The sequence below is a fragment of the Congregibacter sp. genome, from assembly GCF_047617445.1.
Taxonomy (GTDB): Bacteria; Pseudomonadota; Gammaproteobacteria; order Pseudomonadales; family Halieaceae; genus Congregibacter.
Genome location: NZ_JBLGBE010000016.1, coordinates 21,351 through 36,531 on the forward strand (window position 1 = coordinate 21,351; position 15,181 = coordinate 36,531).

Below are 15,181 nucleotides of genomic sequence, written 5' to 3' on the forward strand. Positions count from 1 at the left end.
CTGTCTTCCACCGAGCTATAGAACCGTGAAGCTAACGCCTGCATGATCCTGCAATCGCTGGCGCAAGCTATCACCCATTACCGGTGCCGCCGTGAGACAACCGCCGTGACCTTTAGGCGTTTGGGACAAGCACACCGCCGCCTCGGCAATTATTTTGGAGGTCGATCCATAACCGGGATCGCGATCCCCATAGACCTGCACCGTTGCTGTATCGCCAGCTTCGTTGCTCCCCACGTAGAGAATGTCGTAAAAGCCCGCCTCTCGCTCTTCCTTGCTCGGACCCTCACCCGGCTTAAGGGTCATATCCAAGGACATGTCGCCACCGGCTGACTCCGGCTTGGCTTCTCCCAGCAGGATCATTTCGTCATATACAAGGTCAGCCCCATAGGCATGGCCCAACAGTTGATTAGAGCGATGCACATTCTTGGTGTTAATCGTGGCCATGATAAAAGGACCCGACCAGTTGTTCAGATCTTCCTCAAACAACATTTCATTCCCTGCGGGCTGCTCTGGACCGGTGAACCCATCAGTGAGTACGAATGGATTGGCAAGATCCGCAAACAGCGCAGGATTCGCTTTAATCGATGCCATGGTGGCAGTGAAGGAAGCGACTGTTCCACCGGACGCGGTTCCCTGCATCGCTTTCACACGACACTTTACCCGCGGCAAAGGTGCACCAAATTTGGCACTCGCCACCTGCTGCAAAAGATGCACCCCAAGGTCCGAGGGCAGAGAATCAAAACCACAGGAGAACACGATACGCGCACCGCTCTCCCGAGCCGTCTCATCATGCGCCGCGATCATGTCCTTCATCCACAGGGGCTCACCATTTAGATCAACATAGTCCGTCCCGAGGCGCGCGCAGGACTCCACGACCGCGCTCCCGTAAAGCTGATAAGGCCCGGCTGCACTAAGCAGGACTCGCGTGGAACCGGCCAGCTTGTCGATGCTCGCTTTGTCTTCGCTATCCGCCACCACCAGCGATACGCTGCTATCAATACCCAGCTCATCACGAAGCTGCTCTAGCTTCGCCAGGTTACGAGCAGCCATACCCCAACGAAACTCTGCATTGCTGCCATAGGTTTCGTTCAAATACTCACAGATCAAGCGACCCGTAAAACCCGTGGCTCCAAAAACCAGAATGTCGAAGTCGCGTGTGTCAGTCATGGGGAGGAATCCTGTGCTTTAAAATTATTAAGAGGGCTGGAGAGACTAGACCGGATATGGGCTTCGAGCAACCGTCCACCGCTTTCTCTGAGCTGACGACTAACTCAAATCCAGGGCATGGCGTCGCAGCACATCCATAGGCACGATCTCAATCGCGCGCTGGTGGGTCCGCTGAAGATAGACCCGTGGGGCTTTACCGTGCTGGTGAGCCTCCAGCCAGCGTGATGCACAGAGGCACCAACGATTACCTGCCTTGAGGCCAGGAAAACCATACTCCGGCACGGGCGTCATTAAATCGTTACCGCGGCTTCGAGAAAAATCCAAAAACTCCTGAGTCAGTTCCACACACACCGTGTGCGAACCGCCATCCTGAGTGGACGTGTTACAACAACCGTCACGAAAAAAACCTGTTACGGGATCGTGGCTGCAGGACTCAAGAGGCTCCCCAAACACGTTTAGGGATTCCGTCATATTCATGGTGTAGATTCCGCTGACGCATCTGAGAGCCAGTTGCTCCGCGCGTCATTGATCCAGGCCTGTGCGAAACGCGAGAATTGCAGCATTTGCTCCGCCACCGCGGCATCCAGGACGGCAATAGCCTGCTCTCCACGATCACTGGCGACGGTAACAACAATGGCCGCCTCTTCCCCGGATCCAGTCCATTCAAATGCGGGATCCGACACGTAGCGCGGAGGCATGTTGCTCTGAAGTACCCCATCGAGCTCGGCCCCCGCGTCTACGCTCTCTTTCGTGAGTACTTCACGCACGGTCAGCTCATCAAACACGGGGACGTCTACCGCACTAGCGACGGCTGCGAGAATTGGACTACTCCATTCCTTTTGATCGAGGGACTTCTGTACGCGCTGGTACTGGTAGGACTCCAGTACGCCATGACGATTAGAGACCAACTGGATTGCCTCGTTGGTTTTACCGCGTACCACCGCCCACAGAGCCTCTACCGTGTTAACCCCCGGCAACGGATGAGCGTGATAGGGCTGTGTAAGGTCACCGATGTAGTGCAAACCCCATCCAGCGAATCGCCAACCCCAGTAATCGTGTCCGGTCTCGAAGGCAAACTGCGACAGCGCTCGGAACAAAGAGACGCGCCACTCAGGATAGGTTCGCAGTAGATCCGGCTGTGCTTTGCGAGTCAGCCAATCGAGATGGTAAAAGCCCATATGAAAAGGCGCCTGCGAGCTGTAGTCCAGATTAGGGTTTCCAAAGGGCTGTGTGCCAAAACCATAATCTGACGCAAAATCAGTGTCGTTGTCTTCGAACAGGCCGATATCCAAACCAAAGTCAGGCTCATCACTGCCACTGGCCAGCACATGGGCCGGCGCCACAAGATCCCCAGCGCTCAGAGCGACATAGACAATGGAATCGTGGGACACACCCCCCGCGAGAAAGCTCAACTCATTAAAGTTTTTTACCAAGCCGGGAGCGACAAAAGGATCCTCTACCGTAGTCTGGCGATAGAGCGGATACGCTAGGGTCGGGTTCACGCGAATGGCGCGCAAAAAGGCTTCCCGCAGATCGTCAGCGTCCGCCGTAAATGTCAGTGAGTCTGGACGCGGCGCGTAATGAGGAAAGGTCTCCCGGGACATGGCCTCATGCCCACTCAACAACGCGGCGAGACCCGTGGCCTCGGTGCGCAAAAAGTCATCGAGGGACTCTACTTTTAGCGTGGTTTCAAGCATCTCTGGCTGCGTTCGAACCAACGGCCACAGCAGGCTCGCATGATCAGACCAGGCCCAAACACTGCTGCTAAGCGCGTAAAGAAGTAATGGAGCAAGCCAAGGGCGCATTGTGAAATCACTGTCTTTTTAAGATAGATGAGGGGTGAATCATACAGTCACTGGGCTTTGGCCGCAGAATTCCTTTCACTGCAAGCCGCGTAGATTGAGACCCGATTGTATTCCCGTGCTTCATCCATATCCGGAACGGTACAACTCTCTCGCTCGCAACCCTTTTTATAAGGTGGGACGTCGAAATCGCGAACCCTCGAGTCAGCCACCAAGACCGCTTCCGCGCGGGCAGTAAAGCGCTCAAGCCTGCGCCGCGGCGTCAGCCAAGATCGCTTCTCCTGGGACGGCGCGCGATTTATGTGGCACTGATCACACTATTGCGGATCTAAATGAGAATTAGTATTGACAAAAGTTTGTTTTGGGAAAATAATCCCAAACATGAGCAACGATATTCAAAACGCGCTAAGCAGTGCAATCTTTAAAATCCTGAAACCCCTTGCCCGTGTGATGTTGCACCACGGCATGGCCTATGGATCTTTTGCCGAGCTTGCGCGCAAAGCCTTCGTGGACGAAAGCCTGGAGCAACTGCGACGCTCGGGAAAGCGCAGCAGTATATCCAGCGTTGCAGCCATGACCGGCCTCACACGCAAAGAGGCATCGCGTTTAGCAGCGCTGGACATCGATACGGGGCTGAACAGCGACCGTCGCTATAACCGGGCAGTCCGCGTCATCACCGGCTGGACCGTTGATCCAAGGTTTTTGGATAGCGAGGGTCAGCCCGGGGTGCTTCCTATGCAGGGGGATCACAGTTTTGAGCTCCTGGTCAAGAAATACTCGGGCGACGTTCCTGTGGCGGCCATGCTGTCAGCACTGGAGAGCAGCGGCACTGTGGTCAGTGATGACCGCGGCGTGCAACTCCTTGAGCGTGCTTATCTGCCGACCCAAACCCCCGCCGCGAGCATCAACATTCTGGGCAATGACGTGGCCGAGATCATTACCAGCATTGACCACAACCTCATCCATAAGCGCGCCGCGCGCGTGTTTCAGCGCAAAGTCTCCAACGGCAGTATTTCGGCCAGTGCGCTTGAGGAATTCAAGCAGCTGTCAAACAGGAAGTCCCAGGAACTGCTGGAGGATTACCACGCCTGGCTGACAGCCCATGAGATCCATAGCGACATCCCTACCGATTCCACCGAAAGCGCAAGATACGTCTCTGTCGGCATCTACTACTACGACGACACCATTCACGAGGACCCCCGTTCATGAAGTCTTTCTTTGATCCCAAAGCCTCGCGTACAGCGTTACGCGTTTTAACCGCCGGGAGCCTACTTTGCCTCGGCGCATGCGGTGGCGGTGGTGCCGGCGACCTCTTAGCAGGCGTCGTCAGCGCGCCGGGCGGCGGCGGCGGAATTGGCGGCACGGGACTAACCAGCAGCGGCGTCATAACCGGCACCGGCAGTATCTTTGTCAACGGCGTACGTTTTGATGTGGCCGACGCAGAGATATTCATTAACGGCGAGCCCGCCAGCGAAGACCAATTGGGACTGGGTATGGTGGTCTCGGTGTCCGGCACCGTGCAGGACGACGGGGTTAATGGCACCGCCCAACGGGTCGACTACGATCCCCAGCTTGAAGGCCCTATCACAGCCATCGAGCGCAACGCAGACAACAGCAGTGCACGCATCACGGTCCTGGGCCAGAGCGTCATCCTCGAGCGCACCAGCACCGTATTTGAGGACAGCAGCTTTGATGGCATCACCGCAGGCGACGTTGCCGAGATATCCGGCTATCTGGAGAGTGATGGTCGCCTTCGGGCAACGCGGGTCAGCGGCGAAGACGACATTGACGGGGGCGTCAAGCTCAGCGGCGTTATCAGTAATCTTCAGGGGCAGACATTTAGCATTGGCATACAAAGCATCGATGCTGGCAATGCGGTGCTCAGCGATCTGCCTGCCAGTGGACTTGCCGACGGCCTCTTCGTCGAGGTCGAAGGCGAACTGATTGATGATGTCATTCGCGCCGCCGAGGTAGAAGGTCGCGATGAAGCCCTTGGGTCACTGCAGGTCGACGACCAGATCACGGTAGAAGGTGCGGTCACGAACTTTGATGGGGTCAGCGGCTTCTGGGTAGAAGGTCTTCCCATTGACGCTGCCAATGCCGCGCTGAACATCGGAGGCCTCGCACTGGGCAATGGCCTTATCGTAGAGGTCAGCGGCAGTTGGAATGGCGAACAAATCATCGCCAGTGCCATTAGCGTACGTCGGGGTCGCATCAAGATTGAAGCGCCAGTGGCCGACATCAGCGGATCCCTGCTTAGCTTCGAATTTGCCGGGACCATCATCAACGTGGACACCGATTCGCGAACGCTCTTTGATGACGACCGCGATGGGATTGAGTATCTCAAGATCGCCGATCTGAGCATCGGAAACTATCTAGAAGTCGAGGCGCTCGATAGCGACGGCATGCTTGTAGCGACCCGCGTGGATCGTGATAACGACGATGATGAGAGTGAGCTACAGGCGCCCGTGCAAAGCTTTGTCGATGGTTTGAGTGTTACGCTGCTGGGCGTCACCTTTGATATCACCCAGGCAGAGTTCGAAAACTCCGCGGATAATGACATTAGTCAGGCACGGTTTTTTGCCAATCTGACTAACGGCTCCCTACTGAGCGTCAGTGACAACAACCCCAGCGATGGTTTTGCCGAAGAGGTGGAGTTCGAGTTCGCTACAGCCCTGGACGGTGAACGGGAGTTCAGTGACGATGATGAGGAACGACTCGACACCAATGAACTGCCAGGCAACATACTGGACTACATCAGTGCTAACTTTCCCAACGCAGACATCGCCTTTAGTGAGCGTGATGCCAACGATAACGAGATTGAAATTTATCTGACCAACGGGACCGAGCTGGTCTTCGATCTCAGCGGTAACTTCCTGGAGTCTGAACTGGAGGACGCTGACGATAATGCGGAAGATCCAGAGGACCCTGAAGACCCTGAAGATCCAGAGGACCCCGAAGACCCTGAAGATCCAGAGGACCCCGAAGACCCTGAAGATCCTGAAGATCCAGAAGATCCAGAGGATCCAGAGGATCCAGAAGATCCCAATAGTCCTGAGGAGCCCTCGGGACCGTAATCAGCAAACAGTTCTGACAATCACTGTCTACGCCTGAAGTCGTCGAGGCAGGCGGTAGTCCTTTGAGCTGCTCGCGCATCGACCGATAGGCTCTCACACTGTTAGAAGCGCTCGACGGACGCTCAAAGGACTACTGCCTACCTCGCCTTTGTCAGAGCGATATCCGAGCGCCAATTCGGCAGTGCCGTGTCTAGACGCGTGGTAGTGGCTCGGCGCCGCTTTGCTCGAGCGTCCGTCGAGCGCGTTGTTCAATGCGACAGAGCCGATGGAGATACGCGAGCAGCTCGAGTAAAGCGGGGACGGGCCGCGCAAAGCCGCACTGAGTTATACGCAAAGAAAGACGACCCCAAAAATCCGCGATGAGACAAAAAAGCTCGGAGGTTATCCCCCGATCCTTTTTACTGCGCATTCACACAAAGGTATCGGAAAACAGGTTGTTGGCCCAATCGTACATATCTCCATAACTCTCTCGGTCCCAGCCCTCAGAGGCTCCCAGAGAGTTAGGCGCGAGCTCCATGGCCTGCGCCGTCTGGTTGTACCTGAAGACTGCTGTGAGCCACGCGGCTTCGTTAAAGCTGACGGGGCTAAAGCATGCAGAGTTGGTCGTGACATTAGCCAGGCGCTCAGTACTATGCGTGGGTGATCCCGACGCCTTGCGCAGGATAGCGTCGGCACAAACCTTAGCCTGCGCGTTCGCCATATGAGCACTCTTGGGCTGCCCGGTCGCCTGGGCATCGCCAATCACGTAAATGTCGTCCAGCCCCGGAACACGAGACTCAAAGGTCACCGGGTCCACTAAGGCCCAAGAGCCCCCATCGGTGAGACCCGCGTCGCGCAGTAGAGCCGGCGCACGATGATTAGGAATCACATTTAACACCTCGCACGCATAGGCACCCGCCGTAGTTTCTACGCCTCGATTGAGCGCATCCACAGATAACAACTCTGCATTAGGGACATACTGGATGACATCGCCATACAGATTATTAAAGGCCGCCGTAAACGTGGCCTTCTCAGCCTGAATACCGCTGTTAGCGTCCAGCACCACAACCGTGGGTGATCCATGCACACCACTGTCGCCCGCGTCTATATTGCTCACCGACGCGATGACAGTATCAAAGCCAAAGCGTCCAGCCAGAGGCTCGTGAGAAAACGTTAACTGCGCCAAACTAAGTTGCTTGGTGAGCACCAGATTACTCATGACGCAGGAGCTGTGACCCTCGCGAGGGTCGACCATGGTTATGGAAAAATCACTTCCTCCCCACAGCGACAGGTAACGCGCAAAGGTACTGCCGGCAAATCCACCACCAACCACCACCACTCGATGTGAGGTCTGACCGTGCAGGCGACCCACCATAGACAATGCGGCAAGGCCCTATGCCCCGCGCAGAAGGTTCCGTCGTGAAATACTCATCGCTCAATTCTCCTCATCATCTTTGTCTCGATCACTGTCATCGTCGCGGTCGTCTTTGCGGTCCTCGTCGTCCTTATCCTCGTCGTCACGATCTTCGTCGTCGTGGTCTTCATCACGATCCTGATCGCGATCCTCGTCTTGTGAACCACCACCATCGCCGCCGACGTCACCAGCCACTAATCGAATCGTCGGCGTGCCGGCCGGGTGATTCTCGGGCAGCGCTGAAAAATACTCAGCAATACGTCGGATCTGGTCATCGCTATAACCCAGTGCCTGGTGATCCATAATGTCGTCAGGAGTATCTTCGAACTGCATTTCGTCCATCTCTTCACGAATCTCCCCGGCGCTTTCACCCGCCAGGGAATCGATGCCACCGGCCACATAGCCGTTCGTGCCATGGCATTGGCTACATTGACTGGCCGGCATTCTATTGATGGTTAGGTCGTCCGCGAGTGCAGAAAAGGGCAGTGTGACTGCAAGCGCCAAGAGCGCTTTGTGTTCGAGACCTAGTGTTGTAATTCGCCGCGTAATGGTTGCTCCCGTATAACTGTATTTGTTGTAGTGTTTGGGGATTTAATCCCAATAGATAATTGGGTCATGTAAAAACTGCAACAGACGGCGCCACGGATAAGCATCGGAGATCATTTACACAGCTTCGGTCGCTGATTGAACTGGCTATGGGCACGACTAAAGTCCGCCGCCTCGGTCAACGAAAAGCCGCTGATGGACTCGAGTGTCATCAGCACGTCGACAATGTCATCTCGACGACTGGCGGGTGCCATCAGCACCAGGAGGGCATCATTACTCATGACCGCCACCGTGCCATCATGGGACGCAACTACCTCTCATGCACCTGGTCCAGGAATGGGTGCTTCTGGAGCTCTCGGCCTGCGGCTGCGTGTATCTCATTGTTGATATCCGAAGGCGCACCTCCGGCACGCAGCATCTGAACCACAACCTCACCCCGAGCGACGCTAAACTCGCCAGTCTGAGTGCCGAGTTGCGCGATGCCCGACATGCCTACTCCAGCACCGTTCAGGAACAATGTCTGGCCTGGGCACTAACATCCAGTGAGCAGCAGGTCGCGCTTCTTTTGCTCAAAGGCCTAAGCCTTCAGGAAATAGCGGCAGTGCTCGAAACACGGGAAAAAACCGTCCGCCAACAGACTTCCAATATCTATGGCAAAGCCGGCCTGGAGGGCCGTCATGCGCTGGCTGCATGGTTTCTCCAGGACTTTGTTACCGAGAGTGCGGCCAGCTACGCACTAACCACAACCAAACCCCGACTCTCGCAAGCTCAACGAGCCACACTCTCCCCCGCCTCACCCCCACTTGGGGCTGCTCAAATCAGTCTCGCAGGCCAGTGCTACACGGACATCTTGATGTGTATCAAACAACCCCAAGAAAACCATCGCAAACGCTTCTTAGCCACGGTATGGTCAAAAATAGGTGTGCCGAAACACGGCATAGTGGTGACATGATTACGGACAGCGAACATCCAGAGCCGGGCCGACGAAAGGCCATCGAACACGCTGGGACCCTCCGCGCAGCGAGCGCCCTCGGATTTCCCTCGATAATTTTGGCGCGAAACACCCAACCGCCCGTCCGCGTGTTTGGCATCCATGTGTCACTGCAAGAACCCTTACGACAGCGCGCAGAAACGCCCCAGTGGAACTCTTTGGTAGGCGCGACAGCTCAGTACAGCCGCACTTAAGCCCATGATCCGTAAGTTCACCTTCCTCGCTCTGCTCCTCGCCCTTGCTTACACATTGTGGGCGAGCACGGACTTTGTCGAAATCGCCGCCGGCATAGCTCTCTTCATGTTCGGCATGCTCTGTCTCGAAACGGGTTTTAAGTTCTTTACCGGCGGCCCTATGGAGGCGGCGCTTCGCATATCCACGGACAAACTGTGGAAAAGCCTCAGCTTCGGCATGATCAGCACGACGATGATGCAATCCAGCTCTCTGGTCTCGCTCATTACCGTATCCTTTGTCGGCGCCGAAATGATCACCCTTGCTGCCGGTATCGGCATCATTATGGGCGCCAATATAGGCACCACCACCGGGGCCTGGCTCATCGCTGGATTTGGCCTCAAGGTCAACATTGCCGCCTATGCCATGCCGGTCCTCGTCTTCGGCGTTCTTTTTCGGCTGCGACAATCGCGCGCCGTGCAAGCCCTGGGAGATGTGCTGCTGGGCTTTGCCTTTTTGTTCCTCGGCATTCATTACATGAAAATCGGCTTTGAGGCTTTTCAGGGCAGCTTTGATCTCTCCGCTTATGCTGTGGCCGGTTTTCTTGGCGTTATCGTGTATACCCTCATCGGCATGCTCATCACCGTGGTCATGCAATCGAGTCACGCCACGCTGTTGATTATTATCACCGCCTTATCCGCCGGCCAGGTCAGTTACGAAAACGCCATAGCTTTGGCTATCGGCGCAAATCTGGGCAGCACCATCACCATCGTGCTCGGAAGCCTTTCGTCCAATATTGGCGGTAAGCGGCTCGCGGCGTTTCATGTGCTGTTCAACCTGATCACCGCGCTATCTGCCATGCTCTTCATCACACAGCTGGTAAGACTGGTAGATATTTTCGCGCTGACGCTGGGAATTCCGGCCGATGACACGCTACTTAAGCTAGCGCTTTTTCACTCCCTGTTTAACATTCTCGGCGTCATCGGTTTTGCCCCCTTCGTCAGCTACATTGAGGGATTGCTGCGCCGATTGATCAACGTGCAAGCTCGGGGTGGTCAATATCCGCAATTTCTATTTCCGGATGCTCTGGAAACACCCGCCACAGCGGTCAACGCCGTGAGCAAAGAAGTTGAACACCTCCTGGAAAACGCTTTTGGATTGCTCGCCCACGGACTCAGTCTGCGCCGCCAAACCATCGACTCCGAAGAGTCTTTGTGCTCGGCTGTGCAGCAAACCCGACGCATTTTTCTCATTGATGTCGACGACGACTACGAGGCCAGCATCAAGGGTCTACACAATGACATTGTCGCGTTCATCGCCCGTGCACAAGCACGGGAGACCAACACTTCGGCTAACGAACGGCTGTTCGAACTTCGCAGGGCCAGCCGGAGTATTGTTGAAGCTGTTAAGGCCATGAAACATTTGCACAAGAATTTGCGACGACATGGTCTCTCGGCAAACCCCGCCGTGCGTGCGCGCTACAATCAAATTCGACTGCAAATAGCGCAGCTGTTACGCGAGATGCGACACGCACTAAGAGAGCCGCCGGGAGAGATAGTGGTGCTGTCCCTGGACGTAGCCAAACTCGAGCAAGAGAAACTCGGCAAACAGCTGCTTTTGGATTTAGACGACGCTATTCGCAAGCAAAAAATCCCCGTCGCTATCGTCACATCAGTGATGAACGACGAAGACTACGCGCAGAGCATCGGAGACAGCTTGCTACGGGCCCTGGCGATTCTTCGAAGCGCCGATTGGCGCCCCGCGTCAGAAAGCCTTGCTCTGAGCGATGAGGACATCAATGAACTACTGGAAAAATGAGTTCCGACTCAAACAGCGCTTACGCATTTGGGATCAAGGAGTCGAGTTATGAAAGCAAAGAAACTTCTCAAACGCCTCAGCGAGTTTCTGGATGCTGATGAAAAAACTCAGTACCGGGAAGTGAAATCCACCAAAAAAGTCTTGAAAGCACTTAAACAGAAAGAGGCATCACTCAAGCAAGAGCTCACATTCATGGGCGCTGCGCAGGAGCAAGCAGCGGTTCAAACCAAGCTCGATGTCATCTATGCCCAACGCAAAAAAGGTGTGGGACGCGTAAAGCAGTTGAAAGAACTAGAACGGCCTGGCGATGGTGACGCCAAAGATAAATAGGTGTTCGCCATCCACAAAATCCACATCTATCTGCGGGGACAGCTCATAGGTATCAAAATGGAAACCGTACTCCAGCCCCACTCGCATTAGAAAAACCGACCCCTCTTCTTCTGAGTCTTCGATACCCGGACCCGCATATAGCTTCCATGGACCCCGGTGCATCGCAATGGGCAATACAGCAACATTCGTATCAAAATCACCTGCGACATGTTCGAGGATCGCTCCCACGCCAAACCGCTCATTCATCCGGTACTCGTACTCCAGGCCCAGCGTCAAACCCTGACTTCTGCGTGTTTCAGTGGTGTCGCCAAGAAACACACCTACCGTGTGATGCGGGTAAGCGAGCTCTCCATGCTCATCGGCTTGGGGATCAGAATCTGCCCACGCAAAGCGACCGCCAAAACACATCACTACAATACTCAAACACCAGAGGTTTAAATATCTAGTCATTACCGTGAATCTCCGCATAGGCGGCGTGTCCCCTTGCCTCTATCACCTGTCGCCCGAGGCTGTCCGCCGCGAGAATGGCTGCATGTAGCTTTTGGGCAGTCACCTCCATAGGCATGTTCCCCATAAAAGGGAACTCCAATGCCGCCGCCACGACGGCGGAAATACTCGCATCGTCGTCCTGTGCCAGAGATAGCTGGCCAAGATGTACGGGTAAGCCAATAGCGACAAAAAACTCGGTAGCGCGGTGAGCCTCATCATTCCAGCCCTCCAGTGCCAGTTGTGCCAACACACCCATAGCCACCATTTCACCGTGCAAATACTGCTGATGGACATGCGGTATAACCGTATAGGCCTGTGCAAAACCATGGCTGGCCGCCAGACCTCCGCATTCAAAACCAAGCCCGCTGAGCAGGGTGTTGGCTTCGATGATTCGCTCCAGGGCAGCGTCAATTACTCCGGCTTCCAGCGCTGCCAAAGCCGCTTCACCGTCGCTGTAGATTGTTCGGGCACAGAGTTCTGCAATTGCAGCGCCTGCCAGTGTTGGGCTGGCTCCAAAGGTTGTGAAGGCGTTTGGATTCATGCTGCAGGCCCGCGCTTCGTACCAGGTAGCCATCGCATCCCCCATACCAGCCACAAGGTATCTCGCGGGCGCAGCGGCGATCACCGCGGTATCTACCAGTACCAACGCAGGGCTCTCGGCGAACACTTCAAAGGCCTCTGATACACCCTCAGGCGTGTAAATCACCGACGCCGCGGAACAGGGTGCGTCATTAGATGCCAAGGACGGAACCACAACAGACGGTACCGCGAGCCTGTGCGCTATACATTTACCGGCATCGACAACCTTGCCACCGCCCAAGGCGATCACAGTGGCAGGTGGGGTTTCCTGCGCCCGGAGTACATCGGCATGGGCCTCAATTTCCTCGAAAGAGCACTCTCCCCCAAAGGTGAGGATTGTCGCCGGCACGCCGGCATCTGCAAGACTCTTTAAGAGCTGGGCTCCCTCGGCCCGCTGACTGCGAGCAGACAGCAAAACCGCACAGGACTCGAATCCCAGTTTACGAAGGTAAGCGCCGGTTTGAGCAATGACTCCCGGCGCCTGTACATAACGTCGCGGACTGCCAAAGACCCGGGGCATGGTCTGGGCCGGCGTTGGAAGGGCAAACAACTCCAGCCCCTCAGCCTGCTCGTCGTTGCCCGTCTCTTCTGGATTTTGACTATTATCTGTCATCAAAAAATATCCCTTGTTTTGCATGGAAGTCTAAAGCAAACGGGCACCTTGCGTCGCTTCATGGCAAAATCACGGGCTTGCTAAAAAATAGGCCACCCGCTATGACCAACCCGCTCCTTGAAGACAGCCCGCTACCGCAATTTTCATCCATCATGCCCGAGCACGCAGAGCCGGCTATCGACGCTTTGTTGGCGCGTAACCGCGAGCAGCTTGAGACTCTGATCCAGACCCTGAAAAAGCCAGACTGGCAGACACTGGTTGAGCCACTGGCTCTTCTGGACAACCAACTCTCTCGCGCCTGGTCGCCGATTTCACACCTGAATGGCGTGCTTAACAGCGATGCTCTGCGCGAGGCACACAGTGCCTGTCTCGCGAAGTTGTCAGAGTTCAGCACCGAGATGGGCCAGAACAGTCGACTCTTTGCGGCCTACAAAGCGGTGGCGGAAAACGACCAGGAACTGAACGCCGATCAACGCAAAGTGCTGGACAATATTCTGCGCGACTTCTATCTGTCCGGTGTGGGTCTTCCCGAGAACAAGCAACAACGCTTCAAGGAGATACAGCAATCCCTATCAGCGCTTTCCAGCGATTTTTCGAACAAGGTGCTTGACGCTAACAACGCATGGAGTAAAGAGCTTGCGAGCAGCGATGATCTGGCAGGCCTTCCGCAGTCGGCCATAGACCTGGCCAAACAGACCGCCGGGCAGCGCGAGTTAGAGGGGTATCTGCTGACGCTGGATTTTCCGTCTTACCAGCCGGTAATGACCTACGCTGAGGACGCCACGCTGCGTGAAGAGATGTATCGAGCTTTTGGGACGCGAGCGAGCGACGAGGGGCCCTACGCAGGGCAGTTCGACAACTCAGACAATATGCGTGAGATTCTTGCGTTACGTCATGAAGCAGCGCAGCTTTTAGGCTTCAAGAACTATGCGGAGCGCTCTCTCGCCACCAAGATGGCCCGCAGTACCGACGAGGTCATGGGATTCCTTAAGGACCTTGCCAGCAGTTCTAAAGCACAAGCGGAAGCAGAGTTCGCCGAGCTGCAGGCCTACGCGGCAGAGCATCACGCGCATCCTGATCTGTGTCCCTGGGACGTGGCTTACTTCAGCGAAAAGCTTCGTCAGCATCGCCACAAAATCAGCGAAGAAGAGGTGAAACCCTACTTCCCCATCAACCGTGTCATTCCCGGTATGTTTGAGGTTGTGGGCAGACTCTTTGGCGTAAGCTTCCATGTCGTCACCGATATAGAGAGCTACCATCCCGACGTGAGTTTTTATGAAATACGCAATCCTGATGGCAGCCTGCGAGGTCAGTTTTACTTTGATCTTTACGCCCGCCGGAACAAGCGCGGCGGAGCGTGGATGGCCGACTGCCAGTCGCGTATGAAAACCGACGCACAAGAACAGCCTCCCGTCGCCTATATGACCTGTAACTTCACGCCGCCGTTGGGTGATTCACCCGTGCTACTCACCCACCGCGAGGTGGAGACGCTGTTTCATGAGTTCGGTCACGGCCTGCATCATATGCTCACGCGCGTGGACTATCCGGATATTGCGGGAATCAGTGGTGTGGCCTGGGACGCGGTGGAATTGCCCTCGCAGTTTATGGAGAACTACTGCTGGGAACGCGAAGCGCTGGATCTGTTTGCGGCACATCACGAAACCGGTGAACCCATTCCCACAGAGCTGTACGAGCGCATGATCGCCGCCAAAAACTTCCAGTCCGGCATGATGATGGTTCGCCAGCTGGAGTTTGCGATGTTTGATTTTCGTATGCACCTGGAATACGACCCAGCAAGCGGCGACCCCATCTATGCGATTCTCGAAGAGGTTCGAGCGCAGGTAGCGGTGATTCCTGCACCGAGCTGGAATCGCTTCCCCCATGCTTTCTCGCACGTGTTCGGCGGCGGCTACGCAGCCGGCTACTACAGCTATAAATGGGCCGAGGTCTTGTCGGCGGATGCCTTCTCCAAGTTCGAGGAAGAGGGCGTGTTTAACGAAGCTACCGGCCGCGCATTTCTCGAAAATATTCTGGAGCGCGGCGGCTCGGATGAGGCCATGAATTTATTCATAGCTTTCCGGGGCAGAGAACCCAAGGTGGATGCGCTGTTAAGGCACACGGGCATTGCTGCCTAAGCCTTCGAGTTGATTGATGTGCGGCGTAGCGTAGCAAGGCGCCGCGCTCCGCCAGCACTCTGAGAGAGGA

The 15,181-nt window shown here is 55.6% G+C and carries 14 protein-coding genes; 6 read left to right on the forward strand and 8 right to left on the reverse strand.

Features of this window, described 5'->3' with window-relative positions; translation table 11 throughout:
• Window positions 1-15: 15 nt before the first annotated feature.
• The 3 genes from ACI9KD_RS05885 to ACI9KD_RS05895 form a co-directional block, all read right to left on the reverse strand.
• Window positions 16-1,167: a saccharopine dehydrogenase family protein gene (locus ACI9KD_RS05885; protein WP_414980227.1), complete on the reverse strand. Its 1,152-nt coding sequence runs from the start codon at window positions 1,165-1,167 to the stop codon at window positions 16-18.
• A 99-nt stretch (window positions 1,168-1,266) separates the two neighbouring features.
• Entirely contained in the window at window positions 1,267-1,644 is a 378-nt protein-coding gene (locus tag ACI9KD_RS05890) for a DUF2237 family protein (protein WP_414980228.1), read from the reverse strand.
• Complete coding sequence (locus ACI9KD_RS05895) at window positions 1,641-2,972, reverse strand: hypothetical protein (RefSeq protein WP_414980229.1); 1,332 nt, start codon at window positions 2,970-2,972, stop codon at window positions 1,641-1,643. Before ACI9KD_RS05895 ends, ACI9KD_RS05890 begins: the two co-directional genes overlap by 4 nt.
• A 378-nt stretch (window positions 2,973-3,350) precedes the next feature.
• Between ACI9KD_RS05895 and ACI9KD_RS05900 the strand changes: the two genes are divergently transcribed.
• Both ACI9KD_RS05900 and ACI9KD_RS05905 read left to right on the forward strand, forming a co-directional pair.
• On the forward strand, window positions 3,351-4,178 hold the full coding sequence (locus tag ACI9KD_RS05900) for a DUF6502 family protein (protein ID WP_414980230.1): 828 nt from the start codon (window positions 3,351-3,353) through the stop codon (window positions 4,176-4,178).
• Complete coding sequence (locus ACI9KD_RS05905) at window positions 4,175-6,046, forward strand: DUF5666 domain-containing protein (RefSeq protein ID WP_414980231.1); 1,872 nt, start codon at window positions 4,175-4,177, stop codon at window positions 6,044-6,046. Before ACI9KD_RS05900 ends, ACI9KD_RS05905 begins: the two co-directional genes overlap by 4 nt.
• A gap of 409 nt (window positions 6,047-6,455) precedes the next feature.
• Here the strand turns inward: ACI9KD_RS05905 and ACI9KD_RS05910 are convergent, their stop codons facing one another.
• From ACI9KD_RS05910 to ACI9KD_RS05920, 3 genes are all read right to left on the reverse strand, one after another.
• Window positions 6,456-7,400 (reverse strand): NAD(P)/FAD-dependent oxidoreductase, encoded by a 945-nt coding sequence (locus tag ACI9KD_RS05910; RefSeq protein WP_414980257.1) that lies wholly within the window; start codon window positions 7,398-7,400, stop codon window positions 6,456-6,458.
• Window positions 7,401-7,460: 60 nt separating this feature from the next.
• On the reverse strand, window positions 7,461-7,943 hold the full coding sequence (locus tag ACI9KD_RS05915) for a c-type cytochrome (RefSeq protein ID WP_414980232.1): 483 nt from the start codon (window positions 7,941-7,943) through the stop codon (window positions 7,461-7,463).
• Between the two features lie 155 nt (window positions 7,944-8,098).
• Window positions 8,099-8,266: a DUF3240 family protein gene (locus ACI9KD_RS05920; RefSeq protein WP_414980233.1), complete on the reverse strand. Its 168-nt coding sequence runs from the start codon at window positions 8,264-8,266 to the stop codon at window positions 8,099-8,101.
• A 38-nt stretch (window positions 8,267-8,304) separates the two neighbouring features.
• Between ACI9KD_RS05920 and ACI9KD_RS05925 the strand changes: the two genes are divergently transcribed.
• The 3 genes from ACI9KD_RS05925 (at window position 8,305) to ACI9KD_RS05935 (ending at window position 11,295) form a co-directional block, all read left to right on the forward strand.
• Window positions 8,305-8,937: a helix-turn-helix transcriptional regulator gene (locus ACI9KD_RS05925; protein WP_414980234.1), complete on the forward strand. Its 633-nt coding sequence runs from the start codon at window positions 8,305-8,307 to the stop codon at window positions 8,935-8,937.
• Between the two features lie 237 nt (window positions 8,938-9,174).
• Window positions 9,175-10,965 (forward strand): Na/Pi cotransporter family protein, encoded by a 1,791-nt coding sequence (locus ACI9KD_RS05930; RefSeq protein WP_414980235.1) that lies wholly within the window; start codon window positions 9,175-9,177, stop codon window positions 10,963-10,965.
• Between the two features lie 48 nt (window positions 10,966-11,013).
• On the forward strand, window positions 11,014-11,295 hold the full coding sequence (locus ACI9KD_RS05935) for a hypothetical protein (RefSeq protein ID WP_414980236.1): 282 nt from the start codon (window positions 11,014-11,016) through the stop codon (window positions 11,293-11,295).
• On the opposite strand, the gene ACI9KD_RS05940 is transcribed toward ACI9KD_RS05935, so the two are convergent.
• Together ACI9KD_RS05940 and ACI9KD_RS05945 are read right to left on the reverse strand one after the other, a co-directional pair.
• Window positions 11,257-11,745: a hypothetical protein gene (locus tag ACI9KD_RS05940; protein ID WP_414980237.1), complete on the reverse strand. Its 489-nt coding sequence runs from the start codon at window positions 11,743-11,745 to the stop codon at window positions 11,257-11,259. The two genes, ACI9KD_RS05935 and ACI9KD_RS05940, sit on opposite strands and share 39 nt — an antisense overlap.
• Window positions 11,738-12,976, reverse strand: coding sequence for a glycerol dehydrogenase (locus ACI9KD_RS05945; RefSeq protein ID WP_414980238.1), 1,239 nt, complete (start codon window positions 12,974-12,976; stop codon window positions 11,738-11,740). The genes ACI9KD_RS05940 and ACI9KD_RS05945 overlap by 8 nt, the downstream gene beginning before the upstream one ends.
• Before the next feature lie 101 nt (window positions 12,977-13,077).
• On the opposite strand from ACI9KD_RS05945, the gene prlC reads away from it, so the two are divergent.
• The gene (gene prlC, locus ACI9KD_RS05950) at window positions 13,078-15,111 is read left to right on the forward strand and encodes an oligopeptidase A (RefSeq protein WP_414980239.1); all 2,034 of its coding nucleotides are present in this window, start codon (window positions 13,078-13,080) and stop codon (window positions 15,109-15,111) included.
• Window positions 15,112-15,181 lie beyond the last annotated feature (70 nt).